At 69.5% G+C, this 21,426-nt stretch carries 18 protein-coding genes; 8 read left to right on the top strand and 10 right to left on the bottom strand.

Annotated features, from left to right (window positions below):
- Nucleotides 1-285 precede the first annotated feature (285 nt).
- Entirely contained in the window at nt 286-561 is a 276-nt protein-coding gene (locus K340_RS0125245) for a GlsB/YeaQ/YmgE family stress response membrane protein (RefSeq protein WP_029138737.1), read from the top strand.
- Nucleotides 562-645: 84 nt separating this feature from the next.
- On the opposite strand, the gene K340_RS0125240 is transcribed toward K340_RS0125245, so the two are convergent.
- Nucleotides 646-1,182, bottom strand: a complete 537-nt coding sequence (locus tag K340_RS0125240) for a hypothetical protein (RefSeq protein ID WP_029138736.1) — start codon at nt 1,180-1,182, stop codon at nt 646-648.
- Between the two features lie 183 nt (nt 1,183-1,365).
- On the opposite strand from K340_RS0125240, the gene K340_RS33280 reads away from it, so the two are divergent.
- Both K340_RS33280 and K340_RS0125230 read left to right on the top strand, forming a co-directional pair.
- Nucleotides 1,366-2,565, top strand: coding sequence for a sensor histidine kinase (locus K340_RS33280; RefSeq protein WP_051267625.1), 1,200 nt, complete (start codon nt 1,366-1,368; stop codon nt 2,563-2,565).
- Nucleotides 2,565-3,236: a response regulator gene (locus K340_RS0125230; protein WP_029138735.1), complete on the top strand. Its 672-nt coding sequence runs from the start codon at nt 2,565-2,567 to the stop codon at nt 3,234-3,236. The genes K340_RS33280 and K340_RS0125230 overlap by 1 nt, the downstream gene beginning before the upstream one ends.
- A gap of 23 nt (nt 3,237-3,259) precedes the next feature.
- Here K340_RS0125230 and K340_RS0125225 read toward each other — a convergent pair whose 3' ends face one another.
- Entirely contained in the window at nt 3,260-4,405 is a 1,146-nt protein-coding gene (locus K340_RS0125225) for an Ig-like domain repeat protein (RefSeq protein ID WP_161632189.1), read from the bottom strand.
- Between the two features lie 259 nt (nt 4,406-4,664).
- Here K340_RS0125225 and K340_RS0125220 point away from each other — a divergent pair, with 259 nt between their 5' ends.
- Together K340_RS0125220 and K340_RS0125215 are read left to right on the top strand one after the other, a co-directional pair.
- The gene (locus tag K340_RS0125220; protein WP_051267623.1) at nt 4,665-6,662 is read left to right on the top strand and encodes a dipeptidyl-peptidase 5; all 1,998 of its coding nucleotides are present in this window, start codon (nt 4,665-4,667) and stop codon (nt 6,660-6,662) included.
- A 67-nt stretch (nt 6,663-6,729) separates the two neighbouring features.
- On the top strand, nt 6,730-7,287 hold the full coding sequence (locus K340_RS0125215; RefSeq protein ID WP_211229635.1) for an HdeD family acid-resistance protein: 558 nt from the start codon (nt 6,730-6,732) through the stop codon (nt 7,285-7,287).
- Here K340_RS0125215 and arfB read toward each other — a convergent pair whose 3' ends face one another.
- The 7 genes from arfB to K340_RS33260 all read right to left on the bottom strand — a co-directional run bounded on the left by arfB (nt 7,288) and on the right by K340_RS33260 (nt 15,211).
- A complete protein-coding gene (arfB, locus tag K340_RS0125210) occupies nt 7,288-7,707 on the bottom strand; it encodes an alternative ribosome rescue aminoacyl-tRNA hydrolase ArfB (RefSeq protein WP_037366850.1) in 420 nt (139 codons plus the stop codon).
- Nucleotides 7,708-7,766: 59 nt separating this feature from the next.
- Nucleotides 7,767-8,537, bottom strand: a complete 771-nt coding sequence (locus K340_RS33275; RefSeq protein WP_084614966.1) for a SanA/YdcF family protein — start codon at nt 8,535-8,537, stop codon at nt 7,767-7,769.
- Nucleotides 8,538-8,669: 132 nt separating this feature from the next.
- Entirely contained in the window at nt 8,670-11,327 is a 2,658-nt protein-coding gene (gene ppdK / locus K340_RS0125200) for a pyruvate, phosphate dikinase (protein ID WP_029138730.1), read from the bottom strand.
- Nucleotides 11,324-12,262: a pyruvate, water dikinase regulatory protein gene (locus tag K340_RS33270; RefSeq protein ID WP_037366644.1), complete on the bottom strand. Its 939-nt coding sequence runs from the start codon at nt 12,260-12,262 to the stop codon at nt 11,324-11,326. The genes ppdK and K340_RS33270 overlap by 4 nt, the downstream gene beginning before the upstream one ends.
- A gap of 58 nt (nt 12,263-12,320) precedes the next feature.
- Nucleotides 12,321-13,100: a DUF2306 domain-containing protein gene (locus tag K340_RS33265; RefSeq protein WP_161632188.1), complete on the bottom strand. Its 780-nt coding sequence runs from the start codon at nt 13,098-13,100 to the stop codon at nt 12,321-12,323.
- A gap of 264 nt (nt 13,101-13,364) precedes the next feature.
- Nucleotides 13,365-14,033, bottom strand: a complete 669-nt coding sequence (locus K340_RS0125185) for a response regulator transcription factor (RefSeq protein ID WP_029138729.1) — start codon at nt 14,031-14,033, stop codon at nt 13,365-13,367.
- The gene (locus K340_RS33260; RefSeq protein ID WP_161632187.1) at nt 14,030-15,211 is read right to left on the bottom strand and encodes a sensor histidine kinase; all 1,182 of its coding nucleotides are present in this window, start codon (nt 15,209-15,211) and stop codon (nt 14,030-14,032) included. Before K340_RS33260 ends, K340_RS0125185 begins: the two co-directional genes overlap by 4 nt.
- A 166-nt stretch (nt 15,212-15,377) precedes the next feature.
- Between K340_RS33260 and K340_RS0125175 the strand changes: the two genes are divergently transcribed.
- Both K340_RS0125175 and K340_RS0125170 read left to right on the top strand, forming a co-directional pair.
- Nucleotides 15,378-16,913 (top strand): TldD/PmbA family protein, encoded by a 1,536-nt coding sequence (locus K340_RS0125175; protein WP_051267616.1) that lies wholly within the window; start codon nt 15,378-15,380, stop codon nt 16,911-16,913.
- Complete coding sequence (locus K340_RS0125170; protein ID WP_245599717.1) at nt 16,914-18,335, top strand: metallopeptidase TldD-related protein; 1,422 nt, start codon at nt 16,914-16,916, stop codon at nt 18,333-18,335.
- Between the two features lie 51 nt (nt 18,336-18,386).
- On the opposite strand, the gene K340_RS37665 is transcribed toward K340_RS0125170, so the two are convergent.
- The gene (locus K340_RS37665) at nt 18,387-18,638 is read right to left on the bottom strand and encodes an excalibur calcium-binding domain-containing protein (protein WP_051267648.1); all 252 of its coding nucleotides are present in this window, start codon (nt 18,636-18,638) and stop codon (nt 18,387-18,389) included.
- Between the two features lie 745 nt (nt 18,639-19,383).
- Here K340_RS37665 and K340_RS33250 point away from each other — a divergent pair.
- On the top strand, nt 19,384-21,390 hold the full coding sequence (locus K340_RS33250) for a putative bifunctional diguanylate cyclase/phosphodiesterase (RefSeq protein WP_051267614.1): 2,007 nt from the start codon (nt 19,384-19,386) through the stop codon (nt 21,388-21,390).
- Nucleotides 21,391-21,426 lie beyond the last annotated feature (36 nt).

The following is a 21,426-nucleotide window of genomic DNA, read 5'->3' as shown; positions in this document are numbered from 1 at the left end:
CAGACTTCACGTCAGCCTCCTCGCTGCTAGTACCAGTGGGGAGGCGCCCTCGTATGCCAGTGGTTCCGGAACGTGGCTGCCGGTTCGCTCACTGATCGGCGCTCGCAGCCAGTGTTGGCGTTGGCGCTCAGCCCTGTCGACGGTCCGCACGTCCCGGGTAACCACCAGTCCTCGCAGATCTCATGATGGACATCAACCGTGTCGAGCAAGCTCGGCGATGAACTGGCGGCACCTCGGGCGCATCAGCAATCCATCTGAAATCACTGACCTAAGGATGGTGCACCAGTGAGCTGGATCGGTTGGGTGGTGCTCGGAATCCTGGCCGGTTGGCTGGCCAACCTGGTGGTGCGGGACGAGCGGCGCAGGGGTTGCCTGACCAACATGGTGACCGGAGTACTGGGCGCCGTGCTCGCCGGCTTCATCTATCGGGCGGCGACCGGGACGCCCTGGGACTTCCGGTTCAACTGGGCCAGCATCGGGGTGGCCGCGCTCGGCGCGATCGCGCTGCTCATCGTGCTCAACCTGGCGGTCGGCCTCGGTCGCGGCGCCCGCCGCCGCTGATCGGCGCAGCCTCCCAACGCCGCCCGGACGGCAATCGGCCCCGGTGTCCGCTTCGGACTCCGGGGCCGATCGAGCCTGGCGCCGTCAGGCGGCGACCAGCGGAGCCGCAGCGGCGGCCGGCAGCCGACGCGCCCTGGTCTGGATCGCCGCCACCCTGGCAACCACCATGGTCAGCGCCCAGATCACGAAGAACGGCGCGATCGCACTCTGCTCGATCTGGTGGCCCATCATGAAGATGCCGACCTGGTCCCGGAACGCCGGGACGTCCGTCACCGCCCAGACGAACACCAGCCGGGAGGCCAGCGCGACGAACCAGGTGACGGCGAACCCGGCGCCGGCCACCGTCACCACGGCGCCGGTGTCGGCGTCCCGCTCCACCTTGGTGAGCAGCGCGGCGATGCCGCCGAAGACCAGCCCGAGTGCGACGCCAACGGCGTAGAGCCCCCATTCCCCGCCGGTCGCGGTCGGAGCGTCCTTGAGGTAGATGACGGCGAAGATCCCGACGATGACCAGCGGTCGCACCACCGAGCGGACGGTCAGGGCGCGTCGGCCCAGTCCGGTGAACAGCATGGCGACGAAGATGCTGCCGCCGATGACCAGTGCCTGCATGAAGTCGGACATCTTCAAACTCCTTCTTGGTGGCGGCCGATCGGCCGCTCTGGGACGTTCTTCGTGCTGACATCCATGTTCGTTTTCGGCAGGCAGCGGCACATCGGCCGGCAAGTGGAGTCCGGGTGGAGTTCGGGTCTCCACCCTGGGGTGCAGGGCGCGGGCCCCGGCCGGTGCAAGACTCGGGGAGTGCAGATGAACATCGGCCGCCGGCTGCAGGCGCAGCAGCGCGAATCGGGGATACCGGTGCTGCCCGAGGCCGACGCGATGGTGGTCGCCGTGCAACCGCTGCTCGGCCTGGCGATGATCATTCTGTCGGTGGTCACCGTCGATCCGCTGGGCTGGAGCGGCCGAGGGCTGTTCGGCAGCTGTCTGCTCATCGCCAATGGCGCGCTGACGCTGACCCGCACCCTGCCGGACACCCTGATCGGTCCGCGACTGCGATGGGCGATCGCCCTGGTCTGGTCGGTACCGGCCGGGTTGCTGTTCGCCTTCGATCCCGGCAGCTTCGCGGTGTCGTTCGCGTTCATGCTGGCGATCCACGCGGGCATCCGGTTCCCGCCGGTGCCAGCCGTGGTGATCGGTTCGATCGCCGGCATCACGGCGATGACCAGCATGGCAATCGACGGCGACACCTATTGGTGGATAGGTGTTTTCGTCATCGTGTCGGTCGCGCTGGGGATGCTCCGACGGAATCGGATGCAGACGCTGCAGGCGGCCCACGAGTTGGTCGAACAGACCCGTCGGACGGCCGCGTCCGAGGCGAAGGCACAGGCGTTGGCGGAGCGGGCGCGGATCGCCCGCGACATCCACGACGTGCTGGCGCACTCGTTGTCCGGCGTCAACATGCAACTGTCGATGGCCGACGCGCTGTTCGAGGCCGGGCGCGACGAACAGGGCCGGGACGCGGTGCGCCGGGCGCAGCACATGGTGGTCGAGGGGCTCGGTGAGGCCAGGCGGGCGGTGCAGGCACTCCGCGAGGACGTGGTCGACGCGGTGCCGGCGATCCGGTCGATGCTGTCGGCCGACCATGAGCAGCTCGTGGTCTCCGGTGAGCCGGGGCAGCTCGACGTGACCCGCAGCCAGACCCTGCTGCGGACCGCTCAGGAGGCGCTCACCAACGCCCGCCGCCACGCGCCGGGCGCGCCGGTGCTGGTGACGCTGCGGTTCGCCGCCGACCAGGTTCGGCTCGAGGTGACCAACGGCGGGGTTGACGCACCACCTACCTCTCACGGCAGCGGAATGGGGCTGATCGGCATGCGGGAACGCGCGGCACTGATCGGTGCGACGGTGACGGCCGGGCCGGTCACCGACGGCGAGTTCGCCGGCGGCTGGCGGGTGCAGCTGGCCATGCCGGTCGGCGTCGACATCAGTGGTTCGGATGAGGAGAAGTGATGGCGGACAAGGCGATCAGGGTGGTGGTGGCCGACGACCAGACAGCCATCAGGGAAGCCCTCGCCACCATGCTCGACCTGTTGCCGGACATCGACGTGGTGGGAACCGCCGCCGACGGGCAGCAGGCGGTCGAGCGGGTGACGCAGCTGCAGCCGGATGTGCTGCTGACCGATCTGCGGATGCCGGTGATGGACGGCGCCCAGGCCACCGCCGCGGTCTCCGAGCAGTCGCCGGACACTGCAGTGGTGTTGCTGACCACCTACGACGACGAGGAATCGATCCTGTCCGCGCTACAGGCCGGCGCTCGCGGCTACCTGACCAAGGAGGCGGGCCGGGACGAGATCGCCTCCGCGATCAGAACTGCGGCCTCTGGCCAGTCCGTGCTGGATCCCGGCGTGCAGGCCAGGTTGGTACGGGCCGTGGTGGCCGGCCAGCAGCCTGCGGCCAGTGCCGGCCCGACCGACCAGTCGCCGGACGGCCTCACCAAACGCGAGCTGGAGGTGGTGGCACTCATCGGCCAAGGACTGACGAACTCCGAGATCGCACGTCGCCTGTTCGTCAGTGAGGCGACTGTCAAGACGCACATCAACAATCTGTTCGCCAAGGCGCAGCTGCGGGATCGGGCGCACGCGGTGCGGTACGCCTACACCCACGGCCTGGCCGGCGGCTGAATCGCGGGTTGATCAGGATGCGGTCACCACGGCCGGATCTCGCAGCCGATGCCGTCGTTGTCGCGGTCGAACTTGGACTGGAATCCCAGGTCGGACGGGTAGATCGAGCGGCCCAGCCTCTTCCACACATCGGTGCAGTTCTTATAGGAAGCAGACGGCTTCGGTGCGACGGGCGGTTTCGGTGCGGCGGCCGGCTTGGTGACGCGAACGGTCGCGCTCGTGCTGCGGGCCTTGAACTTGCTGCTGCCCTTGTAGTTCACCGTGAACCCGTAACTGCCCGCGGCAAGGGCCGGCAGCACAATCGACGCCCTGCCCGAGGACAGCGACCTGGTTCCGTAGGACTTGCCGTTGCGCGTCACCGTGAGCGTGCCGGTCGGCGTCGACCCGGTGCCCTTGACGGTAACTTTGACCGTGGCGCGTTGGCCGGTGTGCACGGCTGCGGAGGTAGCGGACACGACAGGTAGCGCGGTGGTGATCCGCGAGACGACGGACGTCCGGCTCGTCTTGTGCTTGCTGGATCCAACATAGATCACCGTCAACCGACGAGTGGCCGGGATGAGCGACTTCGGCAGTGGCACGGTGGCGGTGCCCCCGCTGAGAGTCCGTGCGGCCAGCCACTTACCTGCCTGGTAGACCCGAACGACGCCGCCGGGCTTCGAACCGGCGCCGCGGACGGTGACCTTCACTCTGGCCCCCGTGCCGTATGCGACCGTGGCCGTAGTGGCAACGACCGAACTCACCGCCCTGATCGTCGACACCGAGATCGTCTTGGTGGTGCCGAGGTTTCGCGCGTCACCCAGATACTTGATCGTCACGGCGCGGGTGCCAGGCGCCCAGCCCGCCGGCAGGGTCAAGCGGACCCTGCCTGAACTCAACAGTGCGCCGGTTACCTTCGCGCCACGGTAATAGGCGCGCACCGGACCGGTGGGGGCCGGCGACGATCCCTTGACGGCAACAGTGATCCGGACCGGCGTCCCGAAGGTCGCACGCGTTGTCGTCGCAGTCACGGTGGTGGCGACCTTGCCGATCGGGGCGGTGCTGGTCGCTGGTGCAACGGACGGCCGCGGAGCGGCCTCGACCAACGCCGGGACCAGCCCGGCCAACAACGCGGCAGCGGATACCGCGACAACGCCACGTCGCAGGACAGCGGGCCATGAGGGTGCGCGCATCGCAGTGCTCCATAGGGAAGGGGTCAAGGAGAGCGTGCCGGCTCTGCCATCTGGGCAGGTCGGCGAATCCAGCCGAAGCATACGATAACGGAGTGACACTCTGCCAGTCGCAGCGTGGGCGTTGCGACCCGACTGGAGGCAGGAGCTCGAGGATTGCAGTCACGCACTGTGTTCGCCGGCCGTTAGGCCTGAGCGCGTCGCCGGGGCGGGTCGGGCACCGCCCGGTTGACCGCTGATCCATACCCGGTAGAACAGACCAATGTCATCCACGCCGACCGACCCGAAACCGCTGCCCTACGGCTCATGGCCGTCTCCGATCGACACCGAGCTGCTGACGTCCGGATCGGTCGGGCTGTCCGAGCCGGCGGTTGACGAACGGCCCGATGGCCGCGATCGCTACTGGTTGGAATCGCGGCCGAGCGAAAAGGGTCGCACGGTGCTGGTCCGCTCCAGGAATGGTGGCCCGCCGGTCGACGTCACCCCGGCGCCGTTCAACGTGCGCAGCAGCGTGCACGAGTACGGCGGTGGCGCGTACGCGGTGGCCGACTCCGTGGTGGTCTTCTCGAACTTCGCCGACGGCCGGATCCATCTGATCGACGGGGATGACGAACCCCGGCCGATCACCCCCGACCTGCCGGACCGGATGCTGCGGTATGCCGATCTGGAACTCGACCTGCCCCGGCGCCGGCTGCTCGCGGTCCGCGAGGACCACCGCGGGGTCGGGCGGCCGGACGGGCCGGCGGAATGCGTCAACTCGATCGTCCGGATCGCGCTGGACGCGGACGTCGACCCGGCCACCAACGAGGGCGAGATCCTGGTCGACGGGCACGATTTCGTCTCGTCACCGCGGTTGTCCCCGGACGGGCACCAGCTGGCCTTCTACACCTGGGAGCATCCGTCGATGCCCTGGGACGCAAGCCGGCTCTGGTGCGGCGATGCGGATGCCGGCGACGTCCGTCAGGTGGACGGCGGCGCCGGCGTATCGATCGCCGACATCGGCTGGCTCGCCGACGGGCGGCTGGCCTGGTGCAGCGACCGGAGCGGCTTCTGGAATCTGCACGTCGACGGGAGCAACGTCTACCCGGTGGCAGCCGATTGTGCCGACCCGGCCTGGGTTTTCGGGGCGCGCGGCTGGATACAGCTGGCGAACGGAACGGTGCTGATCCGCCGGCACGAACCCACAGGAGTGGTGCTGGTGCGGCTCGAGCAGCATCAGGACGCCAGGGCGATCGGCGGCTTCACCGCCGGCGAGCTCGCGGTCGACCTCGCCGCCGTCGGGTCGCTGGTCGCCGACGGCGACGAGGTGGTGGCGGTGGCCGGCTTCCGGGACCGGCCGAACGCGCTGGTCCGGATCGACGGGTCGACCGGCGAGCTGACCGAGCTCCGGTCGAGCATCTCGGAAACCGTTGACCCCCGTTATTTCTCGATCGCCGAGCCGATCAACTGGCCGACCCCGGACGGCGCCGTGTCGCACGGATTCTTCTATCCGCCGGTGAATCCGGAGGTCGCGGCACCGATCGCCGAGCTGCCCCCGCTGATCGTGCTGTCGCACGGCGGGCCGACCGGCGCGTCGTCAGCCGCGTTGTCGTTGTCGTTGCAGTACTGGACTTCCCGCGGATTCGCCGTGCTGGACGTCAACTATGGCGGCAGCACCGGCTACGGACGCGCCTACCGGGAGCGGCTCACCGGGCAATGGGGCATCGTCGACGTCGACGACTGCTGTTCCGGCGCCGCGCATCTGGTCGCCGGCGGTGCGGTGGACGGCGACCGGCTGGCCATCCGCGGCGGCAGCGCAGGCGGGTACACGACGCTGGCCGCGTTGACCTTCCGGGACGCCTTCGCGGCCGGCGTCAGCAGGTACGGCATCGGCGACCTGGAGGCGCTGGCCACCGACACCCACAAGTTCGAGTCCCGCTATCTGGATGGACTGGTCGGGCAGTACCCGGCGCAACGGCAGATCTACCTGGACCGTTCGCCGATCCAGCACGTCGACCGGCTCGATTGTGCGCTGCTGGTACTGCAGGGAACCGAGGACAAGGTGGTGCCGCCGAACCAGTCGATCTCGATGGCGGATGCGGTGCGCGCCAAGGGCCGGCCGGTGGCGCTGCGGCTCTACGAAGGTGAGGGACACGGCTTTCGGATGGCCGAGTCGGTGCGCGATGCGATCGAGAGTGAGCTGGTGTTCTACGGGCGGGTGTTCGGCTTCCGCCCGGTCGGAGAGTTGCCCGAATTGGACATCGACAACCTGCCACGCTGACGCTGTGTCGGATGGCGGGCCGGCAGGCCCGGGGTTATCGTCGAACCGACCCCTGGAGGTGGTGACCGTGACGGATCCAGCCGGATCGTTCGTGGCCCAGGCATACACGTCCATCCGTACTTCGGCCATTGTCAGCGCGGTGGTCGGGATCGTGGTGGGCATCATCGTATTGGTCTGGCCCGGCGCGACCGTGGTGGTGCTCGCCTGGCTGTTCGGGATCGCCTTGATCATCGGTGGCCTGTTCCGGATCGTCGCCGCGTTCACCGCGGACGCGCTGTCCACCGGGAACCGGTGGCTGCTCGGGATCCTCGGCGTGGTGGTGGTGGTCGCCGGCATCATCTGCCTGATCCATCCGGTGAGCACCGCGGTGTTCATCGCGATCTTCATCGGGATCGCCTGGATCATCAGCGGCATCCACGATCTGATCGTCGGGATCTCCGGTCGCACTATCGGTCCGCGCTGGCTGCCGATCGTCGGTGGCATCATCTCGGTCATCGCCGGCATCGTGATCCTGTTCCTGCCGGGAGTGGCCATCGGGACCTTCATCGTGGTCAGTGCGATCATGCTCATCGTGGTGAGCATCGTGTCGCTGTTCACCCTGCCGCCGAAGATCTCGGTCGCCTGACTAACCGCCGTTCTCCGGCGCGACCCGGCCCCGCAGCGCCTTCGTCCGGCCGCGCTGCTTCTTCGCGTCGAGCCGTCGGCGCTGCGAACCGCGGGTGGGTTTGGTCGGCCGGCGCGGCGGCGCGGGAGGGGCGATCGCATCCCGCAGGATCGCCGTCAGCCGCTCCCTGGCGGCGACCCGATTGCGGTGCTGCGAGCGGTATTCGCTGGCCGCGATGGCCACCGCTCCCTGACTGAGTCGATCGGCCAGTCGGCGCAGCACCCTGGCGCGCTGCGCCTGGCTGAAGGCCGTCGAGGTGGCCGGCACGAACAGCAATTCCACCCGGCTGTCCGCGGTGTTCACCCCCTGGCCGCCGGGTCCGGCCGATCGGGAGAACCGCTCCACCAACTCGGTGGCCGGGATCCGTAGCCCGTGTGGCATACCGGGTCCGGCGGCGATCAGCAGGTCGCCCCCCGGGATGCTCGACGGTCCGGGGGCGGTCACCCGACGCCACCGGCGGGTCGAGGAGCCGGATGTTCCACCGCGGCCACCAGATCCGGCTCCTGCGGGCCGAGGAACTTCGGGTCCGGCCGCCAGATGGCATCCCACGACGCCTTCACCGCCGCCGGGAGCTCTCGCACGGTGAACCGCAGCCCGACGCCACCTGGGTGCGGGTCGGCGACGCCCGCGGCGTCGATACCGGCCTGCCGGCACAGGAACACCGCCCGCGGCAGGTGGAACTCCTGGGTCACCACCAGTGCCCGGGTGACGCCGAAGATCTGCTTGGCCCGCACGCACGAGTCGTAGGTGTCGAACCCGGCGTAGTCCCGGATCACCTGCTGCGCCGGGACACCGTGTGCGGCAAGGTAATCACGCATCGCGGTGGGCTCGTCATGATCGGTCGTGCCGTTGTCGCCGGAGACCAGCAGTGCCGTCACCGTGCCGTTGCGGTACAGGGTCGCGGCGTCGTCCAGCCGGTCCTGCAGGTATTGCGACGGCGTGCCGTCCGGGCGCAGCCCGGCGCCCAGCACCAGCGCGACCGGGGCGGTCGGCGCGGTGTCGGTGCGGTACAGATGGGCCGAGCTGTCGATCCGTACCCAGGCGAAGGACGCACCGAGGACGCCGGCACCGAGCAGCACGACGGCAACGGCACCGACTAGAACGGGATGACGCCGGTACCAGCGACGCCGCACGACGGATGCCGGCGCTGCGTCAACCGGGCCGTCAGCCCCATCGTTGTCCGGTGCGACACCCGGCTGGTGCTCCGTCATACGCGAAACGATACTGACCACGGGGCACCCGTGGCGCCGATCGGGCCCGTCCCCACCCCCAGGTAGCGCTTCGTTTGACCCGACACGCCGACGATCGGCCGGCGTGTCGGCCAGTTTCGCGCTACCTCGGGGTCAGGCCTGCTGATCCTGCTGGTTCAACACGGCGACGGCGGCGGCGAACCGGGCGATCGGCACCCGGTACGGCGAGCAGGAGACGTAGCTCAGGCCGATCTTCTCGAACAGGTTGATGGAGGCGGGGTCGCCGCCGTGCTCGCCGCAGACGCCGACCTTCAGGTCCGGTTTCACCGACCGGCCGCGTTCGGTGCCCAGGGCGACCAAGCCGCCGACCCCGTCCACGTCGATGCTGGAGAACGGGTTGGCCGGAACGATATCGGCATCGACATAGGCGGCCAGGAAAGCGCCCTCCGCGTCGTCGCGGGAGATGCCGATGCCGGTCTGGGTCAGGTCGTTGGTCCCGAAGCTGAAGAAGTCGGCGAACTCGGCGATCTGGTCGGCGACCACCGCGGCCCGCGGCAGCTCGATCATGGTGCCGACGGTGAACGGCAGCTCGGCGCCGCCGGCGGCCGCCAGTTCCTGCGCCATCGTCTCGGTGATCAGCTCCCGCATCCGCTGCAGCTCCTGGGCGAAGGCGACCAGCGGCACCATGATCTCTACGTGCGGATCACCGCCGCGGCCCTTCACCGCGAGCGCTGCCCTGGCGATCGCCCGGACCTGCATCACCGCGATCTCCGGGAACATCAGGGCCAGCCGGACGCCGCGGGTTCCGAGCATCGGGTTCTGCTCGGTCAGCGCATTGATCCTGCCCAGCAACGCCTTTGCCTCGGCCAGCTCTGCTGCATCCCCGTTCTGCAGCTCCAGCCGCTGCACCAGCAGCGCCTGGTCCACCAGGTTCGGCAGGAACTCGTGCAGCGGCGGGTCGAGCAGCCTGATGGTGACCGGCAGGCCGGACATGGCGTCGAAGATCGCCTCGAAGTCGGCCTGCTGCATCGGCAGGATCTCGGCAAGCGCGGCTTCCCGCGCCGCCTCGTCGTCGGCCAGGATCATCTTCCGGACGGCCGGCAGCCGGGTCTCGTCCATGAACATGTGCTCGGTGCGGCACAGCCCGATGCCCTGGGCGCCGAACTCGCGGGCCTTGGCGGCGTCCTCGCCGTTGTCGGCGTTCGCCCGCACGTCCATCCGCCGGATCTTGTCGGCCCAGCCGACGATCGCCTGGAAGTCCTCGTTGACCTGTGGCGGCACCAGGTCGAGCGCACCGGCGAACACCTCGCCGGTCGATCCGTCCAGGGTGATCGAGTCACCCTCGCCGAGCACGGTGTCGCCGATCGTCAGCGTCTTGGCCAGCGCGTCGATCTTGATGGCCGAAGCCCCTGCTACGCAGGGCTTCCCCATCCCGCGGGCGACGACGGCGGCATGCGACGTCATTCCGCCGTGCGCGGTCAGCACGCCCTGGGCGGCGATCACCCCGGCGATGTCGTCCGGGGTGGTCTCCCAGCGCACCAGTACCACCGGGTCGCCGGCCTTCCCGCGCCGCTCGGCCGTCACCGCGTCGAACACCACGGTGCCGACGGCGGCGCCGGGAGAGGCATTGAGCCCCTTGGTCAACGGGGTCTTGCCGTGCTGCGGATCGATGGCCGGATGCAGTAGCTGATCCAGCTGTGCCGGTTCGATCCGGCGCAGTGCCTCGCGTTCGTCGATCACGCCCTCGGCGACCAGGTCGCGGGCCACCTTCAGCGACGCCGATGCGGTGCGCTTGCCGTTGCGGGTCTGCAGCAGGTACAGGGTTTCGTCCTCGACGGTGAACTCGATGTCCTGCATGTCGCCGTAGTGCTGTTCCAGCTTGGTCATCGTCTCGAGCAGCTGCCGATAGGCCGCCGGTAGTACCTGCTCCATCTCGGCCAACGGTCGCGGGGTACGGATGCCGGCGACCACATCCTCGCCCTGCGCGTTGACCAGGAACTCGCCGTACAACTCCTTGGCGCCGGTGGCCGGGTTCCGGGTGAAACACACGCCGGTGGCGGAGGTGTCGCCGCGGTTGCCGAACACCATCTGCATCACGTTGACGGCGGTGCCGAGGTCGGCCGAGATGTTGTTCGCGCGACGGTAGACGTCGGCGCGTGGGTTGAGCCAGGACCGGAACACCGCGTCGATACTGCGTCGCAGCTGTTCCTTCGGGTCCGTCGGCAGTTCCTCGCCCATGTGCTCGCGGGACAGCGTCAGATAGGTCTGCACCAGTTGCTGCAGGTCCTGCTCGGTGAGGTCGGTGTCCTGCTGCACCCCGCGGTCGGACTTCAGTGCGGCCAGCGCATCCTCGTAGACGTGCGCCGGGACGGTCTCGACCACTTCGCCGTACATCTGGATGAACCGCCGGTAGGCGTCCCAGGCGAACCGTGGATTGCCGGACTCGGCGCCCAGCGCCACCACCGAGGTATCGCTGATGCCGAGGTTCAGGATGGTGTCCATCATCCCCGGCATCGACTGCACTGCACCGGATCTCACCGACACCAGCAGTGGCCTCTCGGCGTCGCCGAGCCGCCGGCCGGTGCGCTGCTCCAGCCGGTCGAGGGCGGCGAGAATGTCGTCCCACAAGCCGTCCGGCCATTGCCCGTCGTTGTTCATCGCCGCGACGCAGGCGGTGGTGGTGACGGTGAAGGCATCGGGTACCGGGATGCCGATCCGCAGCATCTCGGCGACGCCGGCGCCCTTACCGCCGAGCAGCGGCTTCATCGATGCGTCGCCCTCGGACAGGTCGTACAGGTACCGCTCGGTCATGGTGAGTCCTCCGGTGTCGGGGCGGTGGGTCTGGCCGTACTACTGGTGTTGCGACTGTCGATCAACTCGATCACCCGTCCGGCCGCCTCTTCGAGCGCGACGTTGGTGGTGTCGATCACCGGGCAGCCGAGTCGGCGTTGGATGGCGCCGATCTCGTCGAGTTCGTCGTAGATCCTGGCCAGTTCGGAGTAGCCGTCTTTGCTCTTGCCGAGGCTGGCCCTGCCGATGCGCCCCTTGCCGATGCCCGCGGCAACGGCGGCCCCGGCACCACCTCCGCCCCCCATGCCCATCGCCTGCACCCGCCGACCACGGATCGCGGCCAGCCGCTGCGGGTCGATGGTGAGTCCGATGATCCTGTTCCGGTCGATGGCGAAAAGCTCTGCGGGAGGGGCGATCCCGGGGACCAGCGGGATGTTTGCTGTCTTGTAGCCGAGATAACCCAGGTACATCGACAGCGGTGTCTTGCCGGTGCGGGACACTCCGATCAACACGATGTCGGCGTCTGCCAGTCCTTCGAGGAACTGGCCGTCGTCGTTCTTGACCGCATACTCCATCGCGGCGATCCGCTTGAAGTAGTCGGCATCGACCCCGACCGCCCTGGCCGGCACCCGCTCGGCCCGGTCGCCGCTGGCCGCCTCCAGGGCATCCATCGCCGGGCCCAGCAGATCGGCGTGCGGGATGTGCATGGTGTTGCACAACTCGGTCACCAGTTCGCGCAGGCCCTCGTCGACCAGGGTCGAGTACACCGCCACCCCGCGCCGGTGCTCCAGGGTCTCGAACACCCGGCGCAGCCCGTCGGCGGTCATGATCCGTGGGTGCCGGACGATCCGCACCGAGTGCGTGGTGAACTGCACCTGCACCGCTCTGGCCACCCGGGCCGCGGTGTCTCCGGTCGCGTCGGCGATCACATGGATCTCCATCGGCTCCGACGACATGCGGTTACCGTAACGGCGCCGCTGCCGATTGGGGACCCGTGGGTGACGATGATCTCGATCAGTGCGGTGAGCTGCGGTTCGCCCGCAGACCACCCGGCCGCCGGGACCTGCGAAGATAGCGGTTCACCAGCAACAGATTCGGGATGAATGCCAGCCAGCAGGTGATCAGGTACGCGGTGTGGAACAGCGGATCGAAATCGCCGCCGTAGCTTCTGTCCAGCAGCGGCAGCTGCACCACGAGCAACAGCGGCAGCCAGATCCGGAACGTCACCGCGGCGAAGGTGAGCGCGAAGTTCCGGACCATCCACCGGGCGTGCTCGCGATAGCGGTGCGCGCGCACCAGTCGATAGGCCTGCACGCCGGTCACCAGCCAGATCAGGTCGCCGACCAACAGACCGGCCGCGGCGATCGGCCCTGCGGTGCTCAACAGGGCCACCGGAATGCCCACCAGACTGGACGGGAATACCCCGGCGAACAGGTAGCCGCGGCCGATGTAGCGGTGCAGTCGCGGGATCCGCCGGATGCGTCTGACGAACTGCAGTGGACCCAGCGCCAGCGCCACCGAGGCGGTGACGATGTGCGTCATCAGCGCCGCGAAGTGCCAGGGCACTCCCGGGCGCAGTCCGACGGCCGAGTCGGACGGGTCGAACCCGGAATAGGTCACCACCACGTAGCCCAGCACGCCGGCCGCCAGGAAGCCGGCAATCACCACCCGCAGCCGGTGGGGATGCTCCAACGGGGTGTGCGACATCGCGGCCACGATTTTCGAGCGGTTGTCCGCTGCGGCGGCCGAATTGTCGGCCGGGTGATGCTCGGCGGGCTGTGCGTGAATGGTCATGCCAGCGATGGTTCGCGCAGCCCGCTGATGGCACATCCACCCCTGGTCCAGACCACGGATCGACCGGGGTGGCAGCCGGTGCCGCACCCATCCCTGTTGATCATGGCGCCCAGCCCGGTAAGTCGCCGGGGGCATGTCCGAATTGCCGGGCAGCGAACCATGTTCATCGCCGAGGGGCAGCAAGGGGGCAGCAAGGGGGCAGCAACGGGGGAGCAGCAACGGGCGGCGAGGGGGCAGCGACGGGCGGCAAGGGCGGCCCGTTCGTCAGCCCCGGTGGTCGTCGCCGGCGGCGACCACGCCGTGGTCGAAGGCGAAGACGATCGCGGCCGGCCGATCGCGGACGCCGAGCTTGGCGAAGATCGCGCCGACGTGCGATTTCACCGTCGCCTCGCTCACGAACAGGGCCTCGGCCACCTCCTTGTTGGTCGCGCCGCGGGCCATCCGGCGCAGCACCTCGGTCTCCCGGTCGCTGAGCCGATCGAGCGCCCGGCGCTGCCGGGCAGCGGGGATCACCGCGCGCCGGTAGGCGGCCAGCAGCCGCGGGGTGACGGCCGGGTCGAACCACGCTCCACCGCCGGCCACCGCAGTGGTCGCCGCGATCAGATCCGCCGCGGTGGTGTCTTTCAGGACGAAGCCGGCGGCGCCGGCCTCGACCGCACCCCACAGCACTTCGTCGTCATCGAAGGTGGTCAGTACGAGCACCGCGGGCGGCTGCTCGGTGGCTTGCAGCAGCCGGGTCGCGGCGATGCCGTCCAGCTCCGGCATCCGGATGTCCATCAGCACCACATCGGGTCGGGTCCGCAGCACCGCCTCGGCGACCGCGCTGCCATCGCCGCATTCGGCCACCACCTCGAAACCGTCGTCGGGCGACAGGATCCGGGCCACCCCGGCGCGCACGATGGGTTGGTCGTCGGCGAGCAACACCCTGATCATCGGTCCATCATCGCCTCACCCGGCCGGCCGGAGCCGCTCGTCGTGCCGGTCGGGATCAGTGGGAGCTCGCAGCGCACCGTCCACCCTTCGGAGGTGCGGCCGGCCGAAATCTGTCCGCCGACCACTGCGGCTCGTTCCTGCATGCCGAGAAGTCCGTAGTGCCGGCGCTTCTCGGACCTGTTGGGGTCGGCAGCGATGATCGGGCCGACCGTGTCGACGGTGAGCGTGAGCTGCTGTCCGGTGACCAGCACCGTCAGGCTGGTCGCCGCGGCCGGTGCATGTCGGACGGCGTTCGCCAGCGACTCCTGGGCGATCCGGTACGCGGTCACCCCGACCGCCGGGTCGACGGCGCCGAGGTCGCCCTCGGCGCAGTATGCAATGGGATGACGGCCGTCGACGCCGCCGAAGGACTCGGCCAGTCCGCGGAGCTGCGAGAGCCGCGGCAGCGACGTGTCCGGCGCGTCGTCGTCCCGGCGCAACAGGTCGACGGTGCGGCGCAGTTCCTGCATGCTCCGCCGGCCGACGTCCTCGGCCGAACGCAGTGCCTCGTCCGCCGAATCCGGGTCCCGGCGCAGCACATGGCGGGCACTGGTGACCTGCAGCAGGACTGCGGCCAGCCCGTGGCCGACCAGGTCGTGAACGTCCCTGGCGATCCGCCGGCGCTCGTCGGCCACCGCCCGGTCGGCCAGCTCCAGCCGGGCGCCGGCGAGCTCGTCGGTCAGCTGCTCGAGCCGCCGGACGATGAGGCCGAGCACTGCCGGGAAGAGGATGCCTCCCATCCAGATGGCCCAGTTGATCTCGGCATCCGGGCTCACGAGTGCGAGGGCCGGCGGCACCAGCAGGGAACCGGCGACGATGACGCCGGCCAGGATCCGGTTCGTCACCCAGGCGGCCGCGGCCAGCGCCACCAGCGACACCTGGAACAGGCCGCCCTCGAGTGCGCCGGACCACGCCGCGGCGCCGACCAGGACCGGGATTGCCAGCGCCATCGCCGGCATGATCAGCGGCCAGCGGTACCAGCCGGCGAACAGCAGTACCGCGAGGGCGAGCAGCACCACCTGCCACCAGTCGCCCGGGTCGCTCAGGATCGTGACCAGCGCGAAAATCGCTGCCAGCGGCGCTATCCAGGCCCGGGCGGTGACCGGCAGATGGGCTCGGCGCAGTCGGGGCGGCACCATCCGACGGACGCTACGCCGGTCGGCGACCGGTGCCATCCGCCTGTGGTCGGACTCGGGCCGTCCGCCTGTGGTCGGACACCCGTGCTGCGCCGTGGGCGCTGTTCGTCCCCGCCGCGGACGATAATCCGGGCTGACGGCGACGACCGGCGACACCTAAGGTGGTCGGGTGGCAACGACACCGAGGTCCGCACCGCCGGACCGGACCATCGATCCCGAGTTCCTGGCACTGCCGCTGCGCGTGCTGGCCGACGCGGCGCTGACGGCTGCGACAGCGGCCGGCGCCTCGTTCGCCGACTTCCGCAGCGAGCGGTTGCGCACCGGAAACCTGCTGATCCGGGACACCGCGGTGCAGAACGCGACCGAGTCGACCACCGTCGGCTACGCGGTGCGGGTGATTGTCGACGGGGTCTGGGGTTTCGCCGCGGACATCGCCTTCACCCCGGACGCGGCCGCGGCCACCGCGCGGCAGGCAGTTGCGGTGGCCAGGGCGCTGGCCGGCGCGGTGGACGAACGGGTGGAACGGGCCGACGAGCCGGTGTACGCCGACGTCAGTTGGGTCTCCGAGTACCAGGTGGATCCGTTCGAGGTCCCGATGGCCGACCGGCTGGCCCTGCTGCTGGACCGCTCCGAGCGGCTGCTGGCCCAGGACGGGGTGGCCCACAGCATCGCCTCGCTGCTGCAGGTCAAGGAGAACAAGTTCTACGCCGACACCGCCGGCACCATCACCACCCAGCAGCGGGTACGGCTGGAGCCCGGACTGGAGGCGACCGCCGTCGACGTCGCGTCGGGTTCGTTCGAGTCGATGCGCACGCTGGCCCCGCCGGTCGGTCGCGGCTACGAGTACCTGACCGACGGGATCTGGGATTTCGACGGCGAGATCCCGGTGATGGCACAGACTCTCGCCGAGAAGCTGAAGGCGCCGTCGGTCCGGGCGGGCAGTTACGACCTGGTGATCGACCCGTCGAACCTGTGGCTGACCATCCACGAATCGATCGGGCACGCCACCGAATACGACCGGGCCATCGGCTACGAGGCGGCCTACGCCGGGACCTCGTTCGCCACCCCCGACCAATTGGGCAACCTGCACTACGGCTCGGACGTGATGAACGTGACCGGCGACCGGACCGCGGTGCACGGTCTGGCCACCGTCGGCTACGACGACGACGGCGTCGCCGGCCAACAGTGGGACCTGATCTCGGCCGGCACCCTGGTCGGCTACCAGCTGGACCGGGTGTTCGCCCACCGGCTCGGGCTGGACCGCAGCAACGGCTGCGCCTTCGCCGATTCTCCCGAGCACACCCCGATCCAGCGGATGGCCAATGTATCGCTGCAACCCGATCCGGCCGGCGGATCGACCGACGACCTGATCGCCGGCATCGACGACGGCATCTACGTGGTCGGCGACAAGTCGTGGTCGATCGACATGCAGCGCTACAACTTTCAGTTCACCGGGCAGCGCTTCTACAAGATCTCCGGCGGCAAGCTGGCCGGCCAGCTGCGCGACGTCGCCTACCAGGCCACCACGACCGACTTCTGGGGAGCGATGGACGCCGTCGGCGGCCCGGACACCTATGTGCTCGGCGGCGCGTTCAACTGCGGCAAGGGCCAGCCCGGCCAGGTGGCGGCGGTCTCCCACGGCTGCCCGAGTGCCAGATTCCGCGGTATCTCCATTCTCAACACCGTCCAGGAAGGTGCCCAGTAAATGGCAACCGAATCGGGCCCGGCGAGCGCGGCAATGCTCACCCCTCAGCAGATCGTCGAGACCGCGCTGGCCGCGTCGAGGTCCGACGGCTGCATCGTGGTGGTGAACGCGACCGGCGCGGCGAACGTGCGGTGGGCCAACAACACCGTCACCACCTCGGGGCTGGCCACGTCGCTGTCGTGGTTCGTGGTGGCCGTGCACGGCCGGGCGGCGGGCACCGTCGAGGCCTCCGCGGTCGACGCGACCTCGGTCGAGGCGATCGCCGCGGTGGTGCTGGCGGCCGAGGCGTCAGCGGAGTCGGCGGCCGCGTCCGGGCCGGCCCGGGACGCGCAGCCGCTGGTGGAAGGCGGGGCTGACGACGGCTTCGCCGACGGCCCGCAGGAGCAGGCGTTCGAGATCTTCGCGCCGTTGCTCTCCGGATTGTCGGCGTCGTTCGAGGCAGCCAGGTCGGGCGAGCGGCTGCTCTACGGGTTCGCCCGGCACGAGCTGACCACCACCTATCTCGGCTCGTCCACCGGGCTGCGCCGGCGCTGGGTGCAGCCGACCGGGACGGCCGAGGTGAACGCGAAATCGTCGGACCTGCAGCGATCCTCCTGGGTGGGGGCCGGCACCGCCGACTTCACCGACGTCGACGTCCAGCAGATGACGGACGGTCTCAGCCAACGGCTGGAATGGGCCCGGCGCAGCATCGAACTGCCGCCCGGCCGCTACGACACCGTGCTGCCGCCCACCTCGGTCGCCGACTTCATGATCTACCTGGGCTGGAGCGCCGGCGCCCGACAGGCGCGCGAGGGCCGGTCGGTGTTCTCCGCGGCCGACGGCGCCACCAAGATCGGTGAGAAGATCACCGACCGGCCGCTGTCGCTGTACTCCGACCCGGCCGAACCCGGCATCGAGTCGTCACCGTTCCTGGCCACCGGCTCCTCCAGTGAGGAGAGTTCGGTCTTCGACAACGGCATCGACCTGGGCCGGACCGAATTGATCGCCGACGGCACGGTCAACGCGCTGCTGCAGACCAGGGCCTCCGCCGCCGAGTACGGCGAGGCGTTCACCCCCGGCGCCGAGAACCTGGTGCTGCGCGGTGGCGACGAGACGCGCTCGCTTGATCAGCTGGTCGGCGATCTGCAGCGCGGGCTGCTCGTCACCTCGCAGTGGTACATCCGCGAGGTCGACCCGATGACGCTGCTGCTCACCGGGCTCACCCGGGACGGGGTCTACCTGGTCGAGAACGGCGAGGTGGCCGGCGTTGTCAACAACTTCCGGTTCAACATGTCGCCGCTTGACGTGCTGCGCCGGGCCTCCGACATCGGGGCGACCGAGCGCTGCCTGTCCCGGGAGTGGAGCGACTGGTTCACCCGCAGCGCGATGCCGCCGATCCGGGTCGACGGCTTCAACATGTCGTCGGTGTCCAAGGCTCAGTAGCGGCCAGGGCGCGGTCCGGCGGGGGAGGCGAGCCCTGGAACGGGTGGCGCCTCAGTGTTTTTCGCAGGCGATGCCGTCCTTGTCGCGGTCACTTCCGATGTTGAGGTTGTAGGCGGCCGTGGAGACGGTGAAGTTGGTGACGGGTGTTCCGCTGGTCTTGTCGCGAGCTCCGGGCCGACCGACCCCGTGCGGGTAAACCTGGTTCAGCGCTGCGCAATTGGCGTACTTGCGGGGAGTCGGCGCGGGCGCCGCCGCGGCCCGGCAGACCTTCGACAGGGGCGACAGGACGGAGAACTTCGACACCTGATTGTCGGTCCAGCGCACCGAGAAGTAGGCCCGGGTCCGGTAGCTCACACAGGTGCCGGCCGCGAGGTTCTTCCAACCCGTGTACGACAGCGCGGTAGCGCCGGTTCCGGAGTTCACCGGGGTGTTCTTCCGGATGACTGCTGCGGTGGCCGTGCCGAGGTCCACCCGATCGACCTGGACCTTGAGTGCCTTGCTGATCTTGGTGATCCGGCCGACCCCGCGCACCGCCGTCAGCACACCCGCCGAGTTGCGGCTCACCTGAAGTCCCACTGCGAAAGAGATCCCACCCCGGGCCGGGACGCCCGCGTGATACTTGCTGCCGGTGGCGTTGCCCTGCCCGATCACCGTGTCGGCGGCGGCGCTCGGTGCCGCCACGACCGAAGCCAACAAGGTAGCCAGCGCAGCACCGATGACCAGGATTCGCTTCATGTTGGTCCGTCCGTAGGTCCGTCGCGTCCCCATGAGGCGGCTGGACAGTCCGAGCATGGACTCGCAGTAGCTCGCCCGTCAAGCAGTCGCCGGCACGCGCTTAGACTGTGTCGACGGTCACACTGTCGGCGGTCACCGATCACTCGGGCGGCCGGCAGCTGAATCGTTCCTAGGTGGACGGTTGGGGGGCATCACGATGCATTGGTCCGGACAGGCACGACCCGCCGATGGGGTTGGCGAGGCCGCGGCGGGAGCGAACGCAGCGGCGGGAGCGAACGCAGCGGCGGGAGCGAAGGCTGCGGCGGGATCGACGTTGGACGCCCTTCCGCAATTGATCTGCGAGGTTCCACCCGACGGTTCCGAAGGGCGGCTGAATCTGGCCTGGCGGAGCTACGCCGGATCCGCTGCCCCGGCGGACGAGGGCTGGCTCGGCTGGGTCCATCCCGACGACCGGCCAGGGATCGCGGCCCTGCTCGCCGCAGCGCAGCGGGACGGCGGCGCCGCCGAGAGGGACGGGCGACTGCGGCACCGATCGGGGGAGTATCGGTGGCACTCCATCGTGCTGCAGCCCAGCCGGAGCGAGGATTCGACGGTCCCGGGCTGGTACGTGATCTGCACCGATGTCCACTCCAGGGTCGTCCAACAGCGTGCGCTGGCCGATCGGGTGAGCGTGCGCGACGACATGCTGGACGCCAGCGTCGACTGCATCAAGATGATCTCGACCGATGGCCGGCTGACGCATCTGAACATGTCGGGCTGCCTCGCCCTCGGCCTCCCGGCGGACGAGACAGAATTCGGGATGAAGTGGCTCGACCTTTTGCCCCAGGTGGTGCGGCGTCGCGGCCGCCGGGCGTTGAACATCGCGCGTTCCGGCACCGGGTCACGCTTCCCGGGTCTGAGCAAGGTGCCGGGTCGGCCGCCGCAGTACTGGGACAACATCCTGACCCCGCTGAAGAACAGCGCCGGCGAGACCACCGGAATCCTGTGTGTCTCCCGGGAGGTGACGGTCCAGCGAGAGGCCGAGCGTCGGCTCCGGGTGGCCGGCGAGACGGACAGCCTGACCGGACTGCTCAACCGGCGGGCCTTCCAGCTCCGGCTGAACCAGCTGGTGCGGAAGGCTCGCGAGTCCGGCGGCGAGGTCGGGCTGATGTTGATCGATCTCGACCACTTCAAGCATGTCAACGACACGGTCGGCCACACCGCGGGCGACCACCTGCTCCGGGTGCTGGCCCGTCGGTTGGCTGCGTGGGCGCCCGGATCCGGCGCGGTCGCCAGGCTCGGCGGTGACGAGTTCGCGGTCGCCCTCGGCGGCGTCGGGGGCGCAGCCGGTGTCGTCGATGCGGCCGAGCAGGTCGGAAGGCTGACCCAGACGCCGATCTCCTACGGCGGGCGGCTGATCAACGGCGGGATGAGTATCGGCTGCGCAGTCTTCCCTGGCGATGCGCGCGATCCGCAGGGCCTGATGAAATGCGCGGACACGGCGCTGCACGATCTGCGGGGCGAATCGCGGGGCGGCCACCGGATGTACTCCAGTGCGATGGCCGAGTCGGCGGAACGCGCAACCGGGCAGCTTCGGCTGGCCCGCCAGATCGTCCGCGACAACGCGGTCGAGTCGCGATACCGCACCAGGGTGGGGTTGGCGGACGGCCGAATCGTCGGGCTAACGGCGTTGCTGCACCACCGGACCTCCGAGAGCGGCGGGCAGGTGCCGGGCGCGGTGGCCGCGGCATTCGAGGACTACCAGCTGGCCACCCAGCTCGGGCGCCGGATGCAGGAGAAGGTCTTCGATGACCTGGCGTCGTGGCGCGGACAAGGGCTGGCGCCGGTCCCGGTCACCGTCAGCGCGACCTTGGTCGAGTTTCTGCGAGACGACTATGCCGAGCGGTTGCTCAGCGGCCTGGACGAGTTCCGGATCCCGCCGACGCTGTTGCAGGTGCAGATCGGCGAACAGATCCTGGTCCAGCGCGGGGCCGACTATGCGATCCGTGCGCTCCGCGCCATGCGTGAGGCCGGGGTGCGGGTCGTCCTGGACGGCTTCGGCGTCGGGCCGTCGTCGTTGGCCGATCTCGAGCACTACACGGTCGACGTGCTGACCATCGATCCGACCTTCGTCGCGCGGATGATGCGCGAGCGGTCCGCACTGGCCATCGTCCGGGCGATCGCCCAGCTGGGCCCACAGCTGTCGCTGACCGTCGTGGCGAAGGGGATCGCTACCGAGGAACAACGCGAGGCGTTGGTCGGCGTCGGCTGCCGGACGGGCGAAGGGCCGCTGTTCGGCCCTTCGCTGAGCGGCGACCAGGTGGCCGTCGCGCTCGCCTGACAACACTCCCGGAGTGTCTCCTCTCAGGTCGAGATC

This window comes from Nakamurella lactea DSM 19367, from assembly GCF_000426645.1.
Taxonomy (GTDB): domain Bacteria; phylum Actinomycetota; class Actinomycetes; order Mycobacteriales; family Nakamurellaceae; genus Nakamurella; species Nakamurella lactea.
This window is presented reverse-complemented; position numbering and strand designations above follow the sequence as displayed.

Excerpts from the sequence above, each read along its gene's own strand:
- K340_RS0125240 (WP_029138736.1), bottom strand. The coding sequence starts at position 1,182 with ATGTCCGACTTCATGCAGGCACTGGTCATCGGCGGCAGCATCTTCGTC.
- K340_RS33280 (WP_051267625.1), top strand. The coding sequence starts at position 1,366 with ATGAACATCGGCCGCCGGCTGCAGGCGCAGCAGCGCGAATCGGGGATA.
- K340_RS0125230 (WP_029138735.1), top strand. The coding sequence starts at position 2,565 with ATGGCGGACAAGGCGATCAGGGTGGTGGTGGCCGACGACCAGACAGCC.
- K340_RS0125225 (WP_161632189.1), bottom strand. The coding sequence starts at position 4,405 with ATGCGCGCACCCTCATGGCCCGCTGTCCTGCGACGTGGCGTTGTCGCG.
- K340_RS0125220 (WP_051267623.1), top strand. The coding sequence starts at position 4,665 with ATGTCATCCACGCCGACCGACCCGAAACCGCTGCCCTACGGCTCATGG.
- arfB (WP_037366850.1), bottom strand. The coding sequence starts at position 7,707 with ATGCCACACGGGCTACGGATCCCGGCCACCGAGTTGGTGGAGCGGTTC.
- K340_RS33275 (WP_084614966.1), bottom strand. The coding sequence starts at position 8,537 with ATGACGGAGCACCAGCCGGGTGTCGCACCGGACAACGATGGGGCTGAC.
- ppdK (WP_029138730.1), bottom strand. The coding sequence starts at position 11,327 with ATGACCGAGCGGTACCTGTACGACCTGTCCGAGGGCGACGCATCGATG.
- K340_RS33270 (WP_037366644.1), bottom strand. The coding sequence starts at position 12,262 with ATGTCGTCGGAGCCGATGGAGATCCATGTGATCGCCGACGCGACCGGA.
- K340_RS33265 (WP_161632188.1), bottom strand. The coding sequence starts at position 13,100 with ATGACCATTCACGCACAGCCCGCCGAGCATCACCCGGCCGACAATTCG.
- K340_RS0125185 (WP_029138729.1), bottom strand. The coding sequence starts at position 14,033 with ATGATCAGGGTGTTGCTCGCCGACGACCAACCCATCGTGCGCGCCGGG.
- K340_RS33260 (WP_161632187.1), bottom strand. The coding sequence starts at position 15,211 with ATGGTGCCGCCCCGACTGCGCCGAGCCCATCTGCCGGTCACCGCCCGG.
- K340_RS0125170 (WP_245599717.1), top strand. The coding sequence starts at position 16,914 with ATGGCAACCGAATCGGGCCCGGCGAGCGCGGCAATGCTCACCCCTCAG.